This window comes from Peribacillus loiseleuriae (assembly GCF_001183985.1).
GTDB lineage: Bacteria > Bacillota > Bacilli > Bacillales > DSM-1321 > Peribacillus > Peribacillus loiseleuriae.
In genome coordinates, this window is sequence record NZ_LFZW01000001.1 from 3,662,915 (window position 1) to 3,681,288 (window position 18,374).

Consider the following 18,374-nt stretch of genomic DNA (forward strand, 5'->3'; position numbering starts at 1 on the left):
TCCTCTATCAAAATTATTTTAGATATTCATCAACATTTTCATCTGTTACTAGCTCAAAAGGAATTTCATATCGTTTCTCAATGGTTTCCCCTTTGGCTGCTTTCACTGCCATATCAACTACCGTTTTGCCTTGTTCTAGTGCATTTTGGTATACTGTTGCAATCATTTCCCCTTTTTTGACTGCTTGAAGGGCATCATGGACCCCATCAACACCTACAACAGGTACATCCGTCATGCCTTTGGCACGTAGCGCATTGATTGCTCCAATTGCCATTTCATCATTTTGAGCAATAACGGCATTAATTTTATCACCGTGTGTTTGAATCCAGTTTTCCATAATGCTCATAGCCTCAGCTCTTGACCAGTTCGCTGTTTGCTCTGCGATTAATTTAATGTCTTTATTCTTTTCCAAAATATTGTCTATTCCTTCACGTCTTTTTGTTTGGCCAGTTTGTCCAATTGGACCTTCTAATAGAACAACATTCCCTTTTCCACCTAATGAATCTACAATTTGTTGTGTTTCTGTTTCACCCGCAACAACATCTGGAGAACCAATATAAGAGTTCAATTTTTCAGATGTCAAGAACGCATTAACACCTAATACCGGTGTGCCTGCATTAATAATTTCATCCACAGTTGCATTTAACGCTTCTTCATCAATGGGGTTCACAATAATGGCATCTACTTTTTGACTTTCTAAGTTTTTTAATTGTGAAATAGCTGTGCTAACATCATAGTTTCCATCCATTACTATAAGGTCTACTCCTATTTCTTTCGCATGCGCTTTCATTGCTTCAGTTAGATTCGTTGCAAATTCTCCTCGAAGGCCATAAACCTGAAATCCAATTTTAATAGAATCAGAATCTTTCTTTTGTTTACTATCTCCACTACCTGAACTTGTTTCAAGATTGGAACTACAAGCAGCGACCATTGTGGTCATGATTAATAGAACGAGCAGTAATAGTGACCCTTTAATTTTTTTCATCAAAAATTCCCCTTTGTCATTTAAATTTTATTAAAAAAAGGTGATCCCTTCTCTTACCCTATTTACACTCTCTTACGATCTACTAAAACAGCAATAATAATAATGATTCCTTTAATCACTTGCTGCCAATAAGAAGAAACAGCTAATAAATCTAATCCATTATTCAAAACGCCAATAATCAGTGCTCCTACTAACGTCCCCCATAAACGGCCTCGTCCACCAGCTAAGCTCGTTCCACCAATAACAACTGCCGCGATCGCATCCAATTCATAAGACATTCCAGCTTGTGGTAAACCTGAAGAAACACGAGACGTAAGCAAGACACCAGCAAGGCCTGCAAGTAATCCACTAATACAATAGACAGACATTAATGTTCTATCAACATTCAGTCCAGATGTTTTTGCAGCGTTTTCATTTCCCCCAACAGCATAAATATGTCGGCCTAATTTAGTACGATAGAGTAATACACTACAAAAAACAAAAACAATTAATACGATCCAAACGGAAATGGGTATCCCTAAAAATCCACCTGTTCCAATAACCAAAAACGAATTTGACAAACCAGAAATCGGCCGACCATTACTATAAATATACGTAAGTCCTCTTGCAATGGACATGACACCAAGTGTGACAATAAAAGGCGCTACTTTCCATTTTGAAACAACAAGTCCATTAACGAGGCCAAGAATCAGTCCAGTCCCTAAACCAGCAGCTATTCCAAGAAATAAATTGGTATCACTTCCGGTAACTAATGAAGCGGTAACAATCCCTGAAAAAGCTAAGATGGAACCTACAGATAAATCAATTCCTTTTGTTAAAACAACAAAGGTCATGCCAATAGCTAGAATGGCATTAATCGATACCTGCTTAAAAAGATTCAACATATTAGAAGTAGTTAAAAAGTTGGGACTTAATATCGTGATGACAATCACCAAAGCACTTAGAGCAAGTAATATGCCATATTCTGATAATAAGTGGCCAAACTTTGGACTTCTCTTTTTGATTGGTTGTGTGTTGTTTGTAGACACATGGCTATTCATTTTAAACCCCCATTTTATTGGCTGTAGCCAAACTTAATATTTTCTCTTGAGTCGCCTCTTTTGGACGAAGTGTTCCTGTTACTTTCCCTTCACTCAGTACAATGATTCGATCACTCATTCCTAAAACTTCAGGCATTTCCGATGAAATCATAATAATGGAGTATCCTTCTTTCGTAAGTTGATCCATTAACTTATAAATCTCTGTTTTAGCTCCGATATCAATTCCCCTAGTCGGTTCATCTAATATTAAAACCTTCGGATCGGTTAACAGCCATTTTGCTAAGACAATTTTCTGCTGGTTCCCACCACTTAGTGTTTCTACAAGTTGATTTCGACTATATGTTTTAATTTTAAGTTTCTTAATCATGTCATCGACTACTTGGGTTTCTAAATCCCGTTTCATCATGGGTCCTGACGTGAATTTATGGAGTGATGAGATCGTTATATTTTGCTTCACAGACATAGGCAAGACGAGCCCTTCTTCTTTCCTATCTTCTGTTACAAAAGCAATTCCATGTTTAATCGCATCTTTTGGTCCTTTTATTTTTACTTCTTTATTTTTTAGTTTGATGATTCCACTCTCGATAGGGATCATACCAAAGATTGCTTTGGCAATTTCTGTTCGGCCCGCTCCCATCAATCCAGTCAACCCCAAAATTTCGCCTTCTTTTAATTGAAAACTAACATTTTGAAAGTATCCTTTAGCAGAAATCCCTTCTACACTAAGAGCGATTTGATCTTTTACTGACTTACTTCTTTCAGGAAAAATATCCGTTAGCTCTCTCCCTACCATTTGCTTAATTAATGAATCATGATCAAGCGTTTTTGCTAAGTTCGTAGAAATATATTCTCCATCACGAAATATCGTAATATCATCCGCAATTTGGAAAATTTCATCCATCTTATGTGAAATATAAATAATGCCTTTTCCTTCGTTTTTTAATCGATTAATAATACTAAACAGTTGTTCTACTTCTTTATCTGCAAGAGAAGAAGTAGGTTCATCCATAATGATTACTTTCGAATCATATGAAACAGCTTTTACAATCTCGACCATTTGAATCTCAGAAACACTTAATTCTTTCATTCTCTGTTTAGGATCAATCGATAAACCAAGGCTTTCAAACATCTTTTTCGTATCTTTATACATTTTCGGATAGTTCACTAAATGAATTTTAGGATAAACGGGCTCTCTTCCTAAAAAAATATTTTCAGCGACAGTCATTTCAAAAATGGGGCTTAATTCTTGATGAATCATCGCAATCCCATTGTCTAAAGCCATTTTAGGATTATCTAGAAAAATTTCGTTTCCTTCTACTAAAATGGACCCTTCGGTTGGTTTATGGATACCAGATAAAATCTTCATTGCTGTTGATTTCCCTGCTCCATTTTCACCCATGAGTGCATGAACGGTTCCTTTACGAATCTTTAGACTCACATTGCGAAGGGCCTTAACACCATTAAACACTTTTGAAATCCCTTTCATTTCTACTAATAACTGTTGATCGTACATTGGGAGCCTCCTTCTTAAACGTTTAAGTTAAAGGGAAATTGTAGTGGAACATTAAACTGTTCCACATGATTCACGAATAATTAACTTCAATGGCAATGAGGCCGTGATAACCTCATCTTTAGTTTTCAATTTATGCAAGGCATGAATTGCCTGCCTTCCCATTTCAAAAGCGGGTTGCGAGACAATCGTCAACTTGGGAGAACTTATTTCTTGCCACGGATGATCGTCAAAACCAATAAAACTAATATCTTTTGGAATACTAAGATTTTGTTCTTTTATGGCTTTAAGTGCCCCTATCATGAGCAGGTGATTCGTCGCAAAAATAGCTGTTGGTGGTGAAGGCAAGTTCATCATTCTCATGACAGCCTGATAGCCCCCATTAATTTGTGCCTTCGTCCCTGTATAGTTTCCCCCAAATTGAATTAACTCTTCATCAATTTGTATGTTTTGACTACTTAAAGCTTCGACATATCCTTGTTTTCTTTGGACCGTCGTACTAATACCTGGTGAAGCCAAGATTAACCCAATTCTTTTATGGCCATTTTTCAGCAACTTCTTTGTAGCCTTGTAACATCCGTCAATATTATCTGCCTTTATGACAGGCAATTTAACATTTTCTACTTCACGGTCAATTAAAACAATCGGTGCATTTTCTTTTATTTTAGTAGTGCTTAATGTTTCCGATACAGGAGCAAGTATAATCCCACTTACTTGTTGTGCTGAAAGCAATTCAATTAACTGATTTTGCCTTTTTTCACTTTCCTCGGAATTAGCGACTACAACCTGCCAGTCATAATATTCACATTCTTGTTGAATCCCGTCTAATATTTCGGTAAAGAAAGGGTTGTTATCAGGTACAATTAATCCAATTAGCTTACTTTCGCCTCTCTTTAAGCTTCTCGCTGATTCATTTCTCGAATAGCCGATTTGTTTGATCACCTCATTGACCCTTTTGATTGTTTCTTCGCTTGCTTCATCCTTATTGTTTAATACATTCGAGACCGTTGCTATTGAAACATTCGCCTGTTTTGCTACATCATATAGCGTAGGCCGCTTTTTTTGTACCATATACTATCTCCCTCTACTATCCGATTACATTATTTACTGGATAACTGCTTATATAAGTTCTGATACTTATGAAAGCTCTCTTTATATAGAAAATAATGATCTGTGTTAGGGGTTATTATAACATCATCTGCTCCATTCGTTACTTCATCAGGTTCTCTCCAATGACCAATTCCCATTCCAGCTAAGATTGCAGCACCAATAGCCGGTCCTTCAAATCGCGCGGATTTTTTTAGCTTAACACCTATGACATCTGATAATATTTGACTCCAAATCTCACTTTTTATTGCACCACCCGTAATCACAAATGATTCAGGGGAAGCTATATTTTTTATCAGTTCATGACAGTCTTTCAAACTATATGAAACCCCTTCCAACACAGCTCGTACAAAATCACCTTTACGATGAGTCAAATTCATTCCGTTAAAACCGCCTCTGGCCGTCGAATCATTATGTGGTGTCCGTTCACCTGATAAATATGGCGTGAAAATTAGTCCGTTTGCACCCGCTTTTACATCTCTTGCTTTTACTATTAAGTCTTCATAGTCTTCCGCCAATTCAAAAGCTTTCCTAAACCACTTTAACGACTCTCCCGCAGTTAACGTAACTCCCATTGCATACCATGTATTCGGTAAAGCATGGCAAAATATGTGCAACGAAGAATTTGTTTTTGTCAGCAACTCTTTATCAGGCCTTTTATTAATTGGCACCAATACAACTCCCGAAGTACCTACACTAATAAGCCCTTTATTTTCATTAAAGACACCGTTTCCAATTGCCGCCGCAGCATTATCCGCAGCCCCAGCTACAACAGGAGTCCCTTCCTTTAACCCGATGGCTCTTGCGGCCGTACTACCAAGCTTTCCAATCACGTCTATGCTTTCATAGACCGGTGGAAACCACTCAGGATTAAGTTCAAGTTCATGGATAAGATCCTTATTCCACTTTCTGTTATAAACATTAAAAATTCCTGTACCACTCGCATCTGTAACGTCTGTTGCCTTAACACCTGTCAATTTATAATTGATAAAATCTTTAGGCATCATAATCGTAGCGATTCGTTTGTAAGCTTCTGGCTCATTTCTTTTTAACCAAATCATTTTAGGAAGAGTAAAACCAGGGAAAAGAGTATTCATGGTTAAAGAGCGAAACCTCTCTTCACCAATTGTCTCTAAAACTTCTTTACATTCTTTTTCGGTTCTTTGATCATTCCAAAGAATGGCCTTTCGTATGACCTGGCCATTAGCATCTAATAAAACACTGCTATGCATTTGACCAGTGACGCCAATTGCCTCTACAAATGAGGGGTCATTATGTATAAATAAAGTCTTTAAAGCCTTTTTTACCGCAAGCCACCATTCTTCAGGATCATGCTCCGTCCAACCTTCTTTCGGAACATCAAATGAATAGGAAACTTCACAAGACTCTATCATTTTTCCTTCTTTATTAAGTAAGATGACTTTTGTGCCACCTGATCCAATATCAATACCTAGAAACATTTCATCATACCTCCTTTACTTAAACGTTTAAGTAAGTTATTCTTATTAAAATATATTTTCGGAACATTGTCAATAAAATTTTTAGAATTAACTCTAGCTCCTAGTTTGAGAGACAAGCTGAATGTACTTCCTTATCTCATATGAACACTAATTGAGCTAGAGGGTTATTCTGGAAGTGACGGGCACTATTTTTAAGATAGATCTCGGCTTTTTTATGTTGCTGTACAGTTTCGACCGACTGTGCACTAATGCTTAACTAATAATACCAGGATTATTCACAAAAGTAAATTTATGTAAGATTATACCCTCAAAAATTCTCAACAAAATTCATTAATCCAACAATAGAAATTACAGAAGTAATATGTTGTAATTACAAATGTAATTTTACAACTAATACGTTTTTTTTACCAATATAAAATTGAGTCATATTGATTATCATTTCTCCTCTCTTCTAATTGATCGTTTCGTCACTTTCAATCATAAGAGTAGTTAATTAAAGTGGAAATCATGTCGCCCATTTTTTAATCGAACCGCTTAAAAGTGGCTCAATTTTAAATTATCAAATACATCTATCAATCTGCAACAACTTTCAGGGCACCACTGTGACTGAAATCATGTTGTAAATGAAGATTTTCCAGAAACCCCTTTCGTTTTCACCTCTTTAAATAAAATTTGCTCACGGGGTTCTTTTTCAGACAAAAGCATATATATTTGGGATCCATAAACTTTTTTCTTTTTGTTAAAAGGTTGAATGGATACTGACCGTACGTATTTTTCTATGAAATGGTATTGACTCGAAGTTCATTTACCATCCATTCTCATTGTTTCGAGATATTGGCGTATATATGGGCATTTTAAACAAATGATGTGTGAACTCCAAATCTTATTCATCATTGCAAGATCTCGCTCTTTCTCCGCATACCGTTTACCTTTTCGTGACATCTCTTCATGAAAGGAAGATCCATAAATCTGCTTTTTAGTGAGACCCGCTCTATTTATTATCTCCTCTATATTAGATTCAGTTAGTTGGAGAATCAATTCAAATCGAAATTGATTCAGTTTTTGAATACCGACCTTGTTTGTGAAAGAATTTCGTAATGTTAGATGCACAATTTCATCCTTTGAATTTACGTCTATGATTTGAGCCTTGACACATATCCCTCCACATTGTGATTTTTGCAATGCAATCTCATAAAAAATTATTTACATAATATAGCTCTTCGTCCCACAGAAATAATGTTAAGAGTAATGGAGGAACAGAAACTAGGTACTTCAGTTCCCTTAAGGAATTTTTTGAAGGTAAATGCACTTCATTCTTAGTAACTAGATGAATATCCTTTATTGGTATAGTTGCTAATTCTAAGATGTCCATACAATCAACCTCCTTACTCCGTTATACGAGCTAGGTAGATTGCCTCAGAACAAAAACATCAGGAATTATTTCTCACTTGAACCATTAACTCTGGTAAATGGAGGAAACTCACTTATCTTGGTAAAGTACTAAGATATAGTTGGATTTTAGAAATTGGTTTAATGTTAGGTATATTGACAGCCATTATTGCATAAAATATATTGATTTTAGTGATCAGGCCTATGTTCCTTACGAGGACTGGGCTATTTTTATGAGGTGAAAAGTAATAAACCATTCCAAACGCATCATTGGGAATGAACTATTAATAATGGTCCCACTGCTATGCGTATATTTGAAGGAGAGTATTACTACAATGTTATAAATGGATATAAAGATTTATTTGTAACTACTCAGCCCATCGCCTTTTAAGCGAGACAAAGAGAGGTTACTGCTAGTAGGCAGTACCTCTGTGAATTAGGAAAAGAGATCAATCTTTTCCGCGAAGGTTTTCTACAGTAAACAGTGCAGAAACTATATCCTACCCTTACAATGAATGATTTTTCGCTAGACCATTTTAGTTTATGTACTATCCGAAAAATTATGAATTTATGATAGTTGTAAAATCACGATTATTCGGGTGAAGACTGGCACGCAAAACACAGTCTCCTATTTTTACAAAACTTGAAGTATGCTTACAAGTCCATATCGCATAAAATATTAGATACAACAACGGACAAAGGAGGACAAAAAACGAATGGAAAACTATATCTCCCGCGAAGTGAAACAATGGGTAAATACATATGGTGATGAGATAGAACTTGAAATTTTCGAATACTCACTTTCTATTCACACTAGACAACGTATTTTCCCGATAAGCGATCGTTACTTTAAAGTAATAGCAACCATATGCCGAGAGGAACCACCTTTTAAAGACTTTTTCGCAACAGGTATGGCTTTCCAAAAAAGTATCGCCATAAAAAAAGCGATTCAAAATTTGCACAATGAAGCGGCATACTAGAATTCACCTAATCGCTTTATACTTTAATGAATTAGCTGAAAGATGTTAACAAGAAACCGTTCTTGGATGCCCGTTTGATAGAAAATTTAAAAAAACTGAGATAGAGTGTATGTGAATGGGTGATGTTGTTATACATAAAGAGATGTTTATTCAGCACTCGCTCCTACTAAAAGACCTTGAAAGGTATTTAGCCAATCAAGGTCTTACATATAACAACTAATCTTTTAACGTTAATATTTCTTCAAACTGTCTATGCTTAAAGACATAAGTTTCCCTTGCCCTTCAAGACTCGCTACGAGTGAATAGCTAGTTCCTTCTCGGTGGGAATTCCGCCCACTATAGCAACCTAGGCTCCGTCACTCTGACAGGCACACAAAACTAGATTGGTCATGCTTATCCCACTGCCTGCATAAGTAAGCCGATTATCAGGAAGAATCTTAACCCTATTACAATGGCTTTAGCGTTAAGTAAACGGTTAAATACAATGTTACATCTGACTCACTGTATAACGGTAAGGAAATAAAGAAAATACCAGAGCCCACATTATAATTGTTTGCTTAACAACTTCGGTCTTACATAGTCTATGACTTTTGCATAATATCCATTAATTTAGCCGACAGTTCTTCTACTCATTCATTTACAGTTACGCTTGATTCTGACTTACCTCTACTTCTTCATTCAATGCTTAGGGACTTAAAATATTGTTATAAACACTGCCAATAGGCAAGTCTAAACATAAAGAAATATTGGGTTCTAATGGAAGGGGTGATTTGTCATCATGGGGAAGTTTTCAACTTACCATACCATAGATAGCACAATTCCCACCAATCATTCAGCTACAGTTTACGGGTATTATGATTCGTTTTCTGTATATTTTTGTCTGTTTTAAAGAACTAAATGTACTTTATAATGAATTAATGCTATATTATCTACACAAGCAGCTCTTATGGAGGGAAAATATGACTAAAAGATATGAGGAATTCGACTCATTAAGAGGATTAGCAGCTCTTATTGTATTAATTGGGCATTATATGATGGTATTTCCTGCTTATGAAAGTTACAACTATGAATTAAATAGTCCTTTCATAGTATATATGATTAAGGAAACCCCTCTTCGTCTGTTCCTCAGTAGCGGCAATGAATCTGTTATTCTTTTTTTTCTATTGAGTGGTTTCGTTTTGTATCTATCTATTAATAATACTAAGTTCCATTATTCTACATATATTATAAAACGAATTTGCAGAATTTATATCCCTTATCTTGTAGCCATCATCATTTCTATTTTAGCTAAAGTGCTTTTAAGTCATAATAACATGCCGTTTATTAGTAACTGGTTTAGTAAATCCTGGACCACTTCAGAAACTCCAACCTTATTATTACAACATCTTTTTTTTATCGGGCAGTATAATACAGACTCCTATAACAATGTTATCTGGTCTTTAGTGCACGAAATGAGAATATCAATCCTATTTCCATTACTGATTTTTCTCTTTATACGGAAAAAGTTCAGATATTCCTTAGTATGTTTTATTATCTTAAGTGTTTGTTCGACTATTTTATTATATTTATTTGGTTCTAGTGTGAAAATAACTAGCAATCTTTTAAGTTTCCACTACATAACTATTTTTTTAATGGGTTCTTTATTAGCGAAATATCGCCATGTATTAATTAACTGTACTCTTAAAATGAAAAAAACAATAAAAATCCTATTGCTAGCGATAGCAATTACTTGTTTTATGTACGAAGGAATCGTTGGTGAAATAGACTTTTTAAACAATTATATATTTAGAGACTATGTCGTCTCCGGTGGGGTTTGTATCTTAATGATTCTGAGCCTAGCATCCTTAACACTTTCTACATTTTTAAGATCGAAAGCACTTACATTCCTTGGGAAAATTTCTTTTAGTCTTTATTTGTATCATCTTATTTCTTTATTCTCATTCATGTATCTATTTTATGATAAATTACCTACCATCTTCATTCTAATTCTTTCTTTTTTCTTTTCTTTCTTACTATCCTTTTTGGCTTATCTTTTTGTGGAGAAACCATGTATAAATCTTGGACGGTATCTAACTAGATATGGAAAAATCATTGTAAATGTAACAGATACAATCGAGTATCCCATACAAAAAGGAAAAATTAGATAGATCGTATCCCCATGTAATAAACTTTCACTTTTTTTGCTAAATGAAAGGTAAATAAGAATTAAATACGCGCTAAATATTCGGAATATTCAATCGAATAGTTGATTATCATAGAAAAGTGGTGAATAAGATGAACGAAAAAGTAAAAATTAAAGATTTGATCCAAATCTTAAAAAAACGATTCTTAATTATTATCCTTACTACACTTTGTATTATTGGAGTAATTTTTATTTCGTCCATGTACATAATGAAACCTACTTATCAATACTCGACTCAAATTCTGGCAGGATCTTTAAGTATGGATTCAAAGGATACTTCAATAAATAAAGTACAAGAAAACAGACAGCTCGCCCTTTCGTATATGGACACCATTAAAAGTCCTACTATCATGATAGCCGTAAAAGAAGAATTACATCTAACTCGTTCAAATTATGAGTTACTCAAGCAAGTTTCCGTTACCAATCGAGATAATTCACAAATTATAACGATTTCCGTCAAAGATTCTAATCCAGAGTTAGCTAATGCCATTGCACAGTCTGTCGCAAAGCAGTCCATAAATAGATTTAAAAATTTTGCAAACGTAAACCAGATTAATATTCTGAATGATTCCAATGTACTTGATGATGCAGAACTGCTTTTTCCAAAACCTAAATTCGTTATTGCCATTTCAATCGTGATAGGTTTCTTTTCTGGAATAGCTTTGGCGCTTATGCGAGAACATCTTGATGATGCAACCTACAGCGATTGTGAACTTGACCGTCTTGGTCTTCCATTGTTAGGACGAGTGAACTTAAACACGAAACGTAAAAAGAAAAAACAAAAAACAGATTATAAAACCTTATCCTCAGCGAAACGAGGTGAAGACTTTGACTATAAAGTTTAAAAAAAATCATCCCTTTAATCCATATGATATCAAAATTAAAGAACAATTTTATACGATATCTAACAATATTGAATCTCGGCTTACAAAGGAGGATTCAATATTGTTAATGGTCACTTCACTAGATCAAACACAAGATATTGTCAATGCTACAGCTTATTTAGCCCTTACTTTTTCGGAACAACATAAACGAGTGTTGATTGTAGATGCTAATTTCCGCGAACCTTCACTCCATACTTTGTATAATATGGATCACTCATTTGGTCTATCAACCTTACTCTTAGGAGAGCAACACAAACAAAGGGATCCGATCCAGATAACCGATTATCTATTCTGTTTACCTACAGGAGAAATCCACTTTGAACCAGCAACATTGCTAACATTAAAAACCTTTCCTAACCAAATTGAGGTATGGAAACAGCATTTTGATATCATTCTATTTCACACATCCAATAGTCTAAACAAGCCTGATGCACAAATCGTGGCAAAATATTGTGATGGTATTGTTTTAACGATAAAGGAAGGACAGGACAAGTTAGAAAAGATTGTGAATGTAAAAGAACAATTTGAACGTGCAAAACATGAAATAACCGGTACCATGATTATTTCATAAATAAAGGGGGGGAATCATTGGTTTCAAAAGCTAAAGTTGAAAGGCAGGAAGAAATTCTAATAAAACCACAATGGACTTCCACAAATTTCACTTTTAAGCGATCAATAGATTTTACCATTTCGTTTACTTTGTTACTTATTTTATCACCCATTTTACTTTTATTTTGTATAATTATTCCAATAAATTCAATTGGGTCCCCTTTCTTTTGTCAACCACGTCTGGGCCTAAATGGAAAAAAATTTAACGTAATAAAATTACGTTCCATGATTGTAAACGCTGAAAAAAATGGACCGCAATGGGCAAGTAAAAAAGACCCTAGAGTTACAAAAGTAGGTTCTTTCATACGAAGAACCCGCATTGATGAAATTCCTCAGCTTTTTAATGTTTTAAAAGGAGATATGTCACTCATTGGTCCAAGACCAGAAAGGGAATATTTCTATGATGAGTTTGAAAAGTTTCTTCCTCATTTTAAAAGCCGCTTACTTGTAAAACCAGGATTAACTGGGTGGGCACAAGTGAATGGGGGGTATGATGTAACCCCTGAAGAAAAGTTGACTCTTGACTTATACTATATTCAACATCGATCACTTGCTTTGGATTTCAAGATTTTGCTACTAACATTGGTCATTATCTTTACTGGAAATGGAGCTAGATAATTTATGGATGGGGAGATTAGGATATGGAGAGAGTACTAGTAACAGGTGGCTTTGGATTTATTGGATCCCATATTGTAGATACATTGATTCGTAATAATTATAAAGTGGCCTTGTATGATAATCTATCCACTGGATCTATAAGTAACATCCATTCGAAAGTCATGGTTTTCATAGGAAGTATAGAAGATGAGGGATCACTAGAAAGGGCGATGGAGACGTTCCGGCCTGACTATGTGGTTCACGAAGCTGCGCAAGTTAGTGTACAAAACTCTATTTCCGATATTACGAATGATGCACTGATTAATATTATGGGAACAATAAATATTATTAAACTTTCTCATAAGTTTGCAGTAAAAAAGGTCGTTTTCTCCTCTTCTGCGGCTGTATATGGACATTCTAATGTGATGCCTATTTCAGTTACACAACCTACTCAACCATTATCTCCTTATGGTGCTTCGAAAAAAACAGCTGAGGAGTATTTACTATTAGCACAAGAATTATACGATTTAGACTATGCAATCCTCCGTTATAGTAATGTGTATGGACCAAGGCAAACAGCAAATGGTGAAGGTGGTGTCATTTCGATCTTCACGAATCAAGTGATCAACAAAGAGCAGCCGGTTATTTATGGTGATGGTTTACAAACGAGGGACTTTATCTATGTAGCAGATGTTGCGAGTGCCAATCTTCAAGCCTTAAAATTCGATGGAAGTGGCATCTTTAATATTTCATCAACAACTAGTACAAGTATTAATGAACTATACCCTATTATTCAATCATTTAGTCAACATGAGCTCTCTCCTATTTATAAATCAGCTAAAAATGGAGATATCAAAGAAAGTTTGCTCTGTAATAAACAGAGTATCCAAAAGTTAGGGTGGCTGCCCGAATATTCGCTGACAAAGGGTCTTTCGAAAACATATGAATATTATTTTAGGAAAAATCAGATTAATTCAACTACAGTTGAAACCATACTCAATCCTACAAATTTACCGTTATAAATTGGGAGAAAAACCAGTGAATAAAAAGAAGAGTTCAATTATTAAAAATATACTTCATTTATTTTACAGTGCGATTCTAGCCAATGCCTTAAATGCAACTACGCTCATCCTATTGGCTAATTATTTTAACTCAGAGAACTATGGAATCTTTAGTGTGGCTCTTGCGCTTGCCATGATCATGCACTTTTTTACAGACCTTGGAGTAAGTAACACATTTCTTCGCGAAGGATCGAAGAAGGAAGATTTAAGCACTACTTTATCTTCTTACATAAAGATCCGGGTTGTCTGTTTGCTTTTAGCATTTATTGTATTTTCTATTGGCATTCATGTCTTTTATCAAGAACTACAGATCCTTTTTATGATGTATAGCTTACTGATCCCCATGGTTATCGGCCTGACCATGCAAAGTATTGGAATCACCTATTTTCAATTAATTGAAAGGATGCAGTTTATCGCATCCATTAAAATATTCTCAGCGATTGTCTTAATCATTTCAACCACTTTGTGCATGATTTTCAAAGTGGAAGTCCATTTGGCGGCCTTTTTATACGGTTTCTCTTATGTAGGGGGCGGTATATATAGCTTGTATTTACTTTACAAAAAAGCGGAAGTAAAATGGAAGTCTTCTTTTCAAAAACAGTTATTAACGAATCTTAGTCCGTTCTTAATCAGTGGTTTATTTATTATGTTAACGCCCCAATTAGGTCCATTAGTGTTAGAAAGAACACTGCCATTAACGCTTGTTGGTCTCTTTGCAGTAGCTTACCGGATCCCTTCTGCTCTATACCAAGTACCAGGGGTGATTGCGGGTGCATTTTTCCCTCTGCTATTTAAGCACTACAACCGCGGGGAGTTGGAGGTACATACGCGATTAAATATCCTGCAAATGAAGATGATGTCCTTTATTGGGATGTGTATGACCATATCGTTATTCTATTTGGCTGGATACTTAGTCGCGATTTTATTCGGGGATGAATGGCATTCTGCAGTCCAACCTTTAAAAATATTGGCCGCAATTATTGTCTTACAAGGTTTTAACATTGCCATCGCTGACGGCCTTACGACAAGAGGATTACAGAACCGACGTACGATTACTCAGTTTATTACCATTTCTATTGGTTTAGTGTCCTTCTATTATCTGAGCATTACCTATGGAGTGGAGGGTGCAGCTTTTGCCGTTCTAATTATGGAAATCGTATCATTCATCGGATATATCTTGGCCCACCCAAAAAGAAAAACGGTATTAACCACTGTCATCATTCCGTATGGGTCCTACTTTTCTATAAGTTTTATCCTAGTACACTATTTATTATTTAAGTACCCGTTTATAGCCATATTATCGACAATCATCTTCGTGTCTGCGATGATTTTCCTATTTGATAAGACAATCCAGGCCTTCATCGTAAATTTTATTAAAAAGAAAAAACAACCAGATACCAAACAATTAACAGATGGGAGACAAAAAGAGGATGGAAATATTGCAAATTAACAAGAATACCTCTATGTGGCCTGTCTTCTACTTGTTGCTTTTTATTACACTTAGTAAATATCATTTGTCGATTGGTTTTTCATTGAAAATTTACATGATTTTTCTTGCCATTTTATTCTTTACCTATTTTCAAGATTTTTACTTCCGTCCACTTTATCATTATGAAATTTTATTGCTTTTCTTTTATTTTATCTATTGCCTAAGTGGCGCTTTTTCACAGTATCCTGAAGCAAGCATTCGAGTCATTCTAGGCGTAATTCTCACCCTTGGCTGTTTTTTTATCATGAGATATGTCGTGGAACAAGCATCGATTCGCGCCATTGAAACTTCTATTGCAAATGTTGGGATTATTTTCAATAGCATTAGTCTGCTATTATATGTAATCGGTTTACGATTGACAGATGGATCACCAGAAGGCGTTGAGATTACCTCGTTTGGATTATTATTAGATAGAGATTATCCAAGATTAATTGGATTACTAGACGATCCAAACATCTTCATTTTCTATAATACATTGTTTTTTTCCTATTATTTAACGTATTTAAAGGGATGGAAGCATTCGATTGGATTCATCTTATGTGTGATTACCTCCCTCCTTACTTTTTCAAGAGGTGGGATTGTTGCCCTATTACTGGTAGTGCTTTTATACGCAATTTTAGCAAGTGTTTCAAAAAAAATAAAGATGATGACTGTTTTCCTATTATGCCTAGTTGTGCTTTTGGCTGCGGGCTCTTTCATGCAAGTCGATTTTAATCAGATCATTCTCAGCCGAATTACCGACTTTTCTACTGATGGAGGAAGTGGCCGATTTGAGTTATGGGCTCAGGCCATTCACTATTTTATGTCACGTCCCCTTTTAGGAATTGGTGCCTTTAACTTTTCCGATTACTACGAATTTGAATATAATGAAAAACTATTTGTTCATAATACGTTTCTTGAGGTATTAGTAGAGTCAGGAATTATAGGTTTCCTTCTTTACTTTTCTTTTTTATTAATGCTCATTATCACCTTCATCAAGACAAAGTTGCATAAAGAAAAACCATATATGGTTCTTACACTTTTCGCGTTTCTATTACAGATGGTATCCCTTTCTCTCATGATTAATGAAGCATTTTTCTTCTTTTTAGCACTTGCTTTCAAATATATTTCTATATATGAACGAAAAGAGGCTGATTTTTATGATATACACCATAAAGGATAGCGGACCATTGGTCTCTATTATTACCCCATCGTATAATAGCTCAGCATTTATAAAAGAGACCATTGAATCCGTTCAGGCTCAATCATATCCCCATTGGGAAATGATCATCGTTGACGATAAGTCCAAGGATGACTCGGTCCATATTATTCATGAATATATAAAAACCGAACCACGGATTAAACTGATTCCTTTAACCCAAAATGGTGGTGCTGCTAGAGCAAGAAATGTGGCTATTAATGAGGCAAAAGGAGAGTATATCGCGTTTCTTGATAGTGATGATTTATGGTTCCCTACTAAATTAGAAGACCAAGTCACGTTTATGCAAAAAGGAAATCTTGCTTTTTCTTTTACTTCCTATTCTTTAATGGACGAAAAAGGAAATCCTATGGATATTGAAGTAACCGCACCAGAAACCGTAGATTATCAGTATCTGATTGGAAATACAACGATTGGCTGTTTAACGGTAATGTTAGATAGACGGCAAATTAAGCAAATTGAAATGCCGGTTATTCAGCCGGAGGATACCGCCTTATGGTTGTTGTTGTTAAGGCAAGGGTATCAAGCCTATGGCTTACAAAAGGTTTTATCCAAGTATCGGATTGTGAGGAACTCTACTTCAAGAAATAAATTAAAAGCTGCCTACCGATATTGGAAACTTTTACGAAGCCAGGAAAAGTTAAATCTTATTAAAACCAACTTTTATTTTAGTAAATATGCCTATCATGCATACAATAAAAACAGAGGGAAGCGGCCTACCTCTATACCAAGTGAAGGTAAACAAGGAAAATGAACAATGTTCTGCTACTAACAGATAAACTCATAACTGGGGGAGCTGAGATGTATTTTTGCAAATTAGAAAATCATCTCAAGGATGAAAAAATGGCCTTTTATTCAGCTGCTGCCACTGGTGAGTTGTACAATCAAATTCAAAATAAGCATCACTTTATTCCCTTAAGCTTAAAAAATCATATGGCTAATCTTTATACATTAAGTAAAGAGGTTACCCAAAAAAACATTACGGTCATACATGCAAATAGTTTAAGAATGTTACTCTATTCCATCACAATAAAGAAGATCACAAGAAGACAAATGAAGCTAGTGTATACCAAACATAACGTGACGATACTAGAAAAAAAGATGCCCTCATTATTTAAAAAAGTGTTAAATCAGCATGTTGATCAAATTATTGCGGTGAGTAATTTCGAAAAAGAAAACCTACTTCAGTTGGGTGTAAAGAATGAAATCACTCGAACTATTTATAATGGAGTCGATATAGATCATTTTTCTTTTCACCAACAAAAACCTAAAGAAACATTCAATGTCGGGATTTTAGCGCGGTTATCCAAAGAGAAAAATCATGAACTTTTTTTAAAAATTGTTAATGAATTAAAAGATGAACCTAAAGTCATGTTTTTTATGGCTGGAGAAGGGCCAGAGCGGGATTCTGTTGAAAGAATCATTAGTGATTTACATTTAAATCATAAGGTAAAGCTTCTAGGTAATACAACCAATCCATATGAATTTATTTGCAATATGGACATATTACTTCTAACATCCTTAAGAGAAGTGTTCCCTATGGTTGTCCTTGAAGCATTATCTACTGGAACACCAATGGTTTCTGTAGATGTAGGCGGCATTAAAGAAGCGGTTGTAGATCATGAAACAGGGATTCTTATTTCCCACCATTCTGAAAAAGAATTTGCCAAGAAAATTAAATTACTCCACGATAACGAAAATTTAAGACAACACTTGAGAGTCACAGGAAGACAAAAAGTAGAAAAATCCTTTTCCCTCGCAAGTATGATTCATTCTACACTTGAGACGTATCAAAGTTAAAAAACAAACGTTCATCGTTTGTTTTTTATTTTTTTACCTATGCATTCTTTTTGGACATGCATATTCTATAACACACCACTAGA

17 protein-coding genes are annotated in these 18,374 nt (G+C 35.1%); 10 read left to right on the forward strand and 7 right to left on the reverse strand.

Annotated features, from left to right (window positions below):
* Nucleotides 1-13: 13 nt before the first annotated feature.
* The 7 genes from AC625_RS17015 to AC625_RS17045 form a co-directional block, all read right to left on the reverse strand.
* On the reverse strand, nucleotides 14-985 hold the full coding sequence (locus AC625_RS17015; protein ID WP_049682368.1) for a substrate-binding domain-containing protein: 972 nt from the start codon (nucleotides 983-985) through the stop codon (nucleotides 14-16).
* 62 nt (nucleotides 986-1,047) lie between these two features.
* The gene (locus AC625_RS17020; RefSeq protein ID WP_053178129.1) at nucleotides 1,048-2,025 is read right to left on the reverse strand and encodes an ABC transporter permease; all 978 of its coding nucleotides are present in this window, start codon (nucleotides 2,023-2,025) and stop codon (nucleotides 1,048-1,050) included.
* Nucleotide 2,026: 1 nt separating this feature from the next.
* Nucleotides 2,027-3,538, reverse strand: coding sequence for a sugar ABC transporter ATP-binding protein (locus AC625_RS17025; protein WP_049682369.1), 1,512 nt, complete (start codon nucleotides 3,536-3,538; stop codon nucleotides 2,027-2,029).
* Between the two features lie 51 nt (nucleotides 3,539-3,589).
* Nucleotides 3,590-4,606, reverse strand: a complete 1,017-nt coding sequence (locus AC625_RS17030; protein WP_049682370.1) for a LacI family DNA-binding transcriptional regulator — start codon at nucleotides 4,604-4,606, stop codon at nucleotides 3,590-3,592.
* 29 nt (nucleotides 4,607-4,635) lie between these two features.
* The gene (xylB, locus tag AC625_RS17035; protein ID WP_049682371.1) at nucleotides 4,636-6,102 is read right to left on the reverse strand and encodes a xylulokinase; all 1,467 of its coding nucleotides are present in this window, start codon (nucleotides 6,100-6,102) and stop codon (nucleotides 4,636-4,638) included.
* An 801-nt stretch (nucleotides 6,103-6,903) separates the two neighbouring features.
* Entirely contained in the window at nucleotides 6,904-7,212 is a 309-nt protein-coding gene (locus AC625_RS17040) for a hypothetical protein (protein WP_156187574.1), read from the reverse strand.
* 79 nt (nucleotides 7,213-7,291) lie between these two features.
* The gene (locus AC625_RS17045; RefSeq protein WP_049682373.1) at nucleotides 7,292-7,474 is read right to left on the reverse strand and encodes a hypothetical protein; all 183 of its coding nucleotides are present in this window, start codon (nucleotides 7,472-7,474) and stop codon (nucleotides 7,292-7,294) included.
* 733 nt (nucleotides 7,475-8,207) lie between these two features.
* Between AC625_RS17045 and AC625_RS17050 the strand changes: the two genes are divergently transcribed.
* From AC625_RS17050 to AC625_RS17095, 10 genes are all read left to right on the forward strand, one after another.
* Entirely contained in the window at nucleotides 8,208-8,471 is a 264-nt protein-coding gene (locus AC625_RS17050; protein WP_049682374.1) for a hypothetical protein, read from the forward strand.
* A gap of 959 nt (nucleotides 8,472-9,430) precedes the next feature.
* Nucleotides 9,431-10,618, forward strand: coding sequence for an acyltransferase family protein (locus AC625_RS17055; protein ID WP_049682375.1), 1,188 nt, complete (start codon nucleotides 9,431-9,433; stop codon nucleotides 10,616-10,618).
* Nucleotides 10,619-10,745: 127 nt separating this feature from the next.
* Nucleotides 10,746-11,498, forward strand: a complete 753-nt coding sequence (locus AC625_RS17060) for a YveK family protein (RefSeq protein ID WP_049682376.1) — start codon at nucleotides 10,746-10,748, stop codon at nucleotides 11,496-11,498.
* A 106-nt stretch (nucleotides 11,499-11,604) separates the two neighbouring features.
* A complete protein-coding gene (locus AC625_RS17065; RefSeq protein WP_245645108.1) occupies nucleotides 11,605-12,108 on the forward strand; it encodes a CpsD/CapB family tyrosine-protein kinase in 504 nt (167 codons plus the stop codon).
* 53 nt (nucleotides 12,109-12,161) lie between these two features.
* The gene (locus AC625_RS17070) at nucleotides 12,162-12,764 is read left to right on the forward strand and encodes a sugar transferase (RefSeq protein ID WP_425415490.1); all 603 of its coding nucleotides are present in this window, start codon (nucleotides 12,162-12,164) and stop codon (nucleotides 12,762-12,764) included.
* 23 nt (nucleotides 12,765-12,787) lie between these two features.
* Entirely contained in the window at nucleotides 12,788-13,765 is a 978-nt protein-coding gene (locus AC625_RS17075; RefSeq protein ID WP_082191151.1) for an NAD-dependent epimerase/dehydratase family protein, read from the forward strand.
* Between the two features lie 16 nt (nucleotides 13,766-13,781).
* Nucleotides 13,782-15,254, forward strand: a complete 1,473-nt coding sequence (locus tag AC625_RS17080; protein ID WP_049683793.1) for an oligosaccharide flippase family protein — start codon at nucleotides 13,782-13,784, stop codon at nucleotides 15,252-15,254.
* Nucleotides 15,244-16,455: an O-antigen ligase family protein gene (locus AC625_RS17085; RefSeq protein WP_049683794.1), complete on the forward strand. Its 1,212-nt coding sequence runs from the start codon at nucleotides 15,244-15,246 to the stop codon at nucleotides 16,453-16,455. The genes AC625_RS17080 and AC625_RS17085 overlap by 11 nt, the downstream gene beginning before the upstream one ends.
* Nucleotides 16,433-17,245: a glycosyltransferase family 2 protein gene (locus AC625_RS17090; protein ID WP_049682379.1), complete on the forward strand. Its 813-nt coding sequence runs from the start codon at nucleotides 16,433-16,435 to the stop codon at nucleotides 17,243-17,245. Before AC625_RS17085 ends, AC625_RS17090 begins: the two co-directional genes overlap by 23 nt.
* Nucleotides 17,242-18,291: a glycosyltransferase family 4 protein gene (locus AC625_RS17095; RefSeq protein ID WP_049682380.1), complete on the forward strand. Its 1,050-nt coding sequence runs from the start codon at nucleotides 17,242-17,244 to the stop codon at nucleotides 18,289-18,291. Before AC625_RS17090 ends, AC625_RS17095 begins: the two co-directional genes overlap by 4 nt.
* The last annotated feature ends 83 nt before the right edge of the window (nucleotides 18,292-18,374 follow it).

Bases quoted from the DNA above. Each gene is read 5' to 3' on its own strand.
- AC625_RS17015 (WP_049682368.1), bottom strand. From the start codon at position 985: ATGAAAAAAATTAAAGGGTCACTATTACTGCTCGTTCTATTAATCATG.
- AC625_RS17020 (WP_053178129.1), bottom strand. From the start codon at position 2,025: ATGAATAGCCATGTGTCTACAAACAACACACAACCAATCAAAAAGAGA.
- AC625_RS17025 (WP_049682369.1), bottom strand. From the start codon at position 3,538: ATGTACGATCAACAGTTATTAGTAGAAATGAAAGGGATTTCAAAAGTG.
- AC625_RS17030 (WP_049682370.1), bottom strand. From the start codon at position 4,606: ATGGTACAAAAAAAGCGGCCTACGCTATATGATGTAGCAAAACAGGCG.
- xylB (WP_049682371.1), bottom strand. From the start codon at position 6,102: ATGTTTCTAGGTATTGATATTGGATCAGGTGGCACAAAAGTCATCTTA.
- AC625_RS17045 (WP_049682373.1), bottom strand. From the start codon at position 7,474: ATGGACATCTTAGAATTAGCAACTATACCAATAAAGGATATTCATCTA.
- AC625_RS17050 (WP_049682374.1), top strand. From the start codon at position 8,208: ATGGAAAACTATATCTCCCGCGAAGTGAAACAATGGGTAAATACATAT.
- AC625_RS17055 (WP_049682375.1), top strand. From the start codon at position 9,431: ATGACTAAAAGATATGAGGAATTCGACTCATTAAGAGGATTAGCAGCT.
- AC625_RS17060 (WP_049682376.1), top strand. From the start codon at position 10,746: ATGAACGAAAAAGTAAAAATTAAAGATTTGATCCAAATCTTAAAAAAA.
- AC625_RS17065 (WP_245645108.1), top strand. From the start codon at position 11,605: ATGGTCACTTCACTAGATCAAACACAAGATATTGTCAATGCTACAGCT.
- AC625_RS17075 (WP_082191151.1), top strand. From the start codon at position 12,788: ATGGAGAGAGTACTAGTAACAGGTGGCTTTGGATTTATTGGATCCCAT.
- AC625_RS17090 (WP_049682379.1), top strand. From the start codon at position 16,433: ATGATATACACCATAAAGGATAGCGGACCATTGGTCTCTATTATTACC.
- AC625_RS17095 (WP_049682380.1), top strand. From the start codon at position 17,242: ATGAACAATGTTCTGCTACTAACAGATAAACTCATAACTGGGGGAGCT.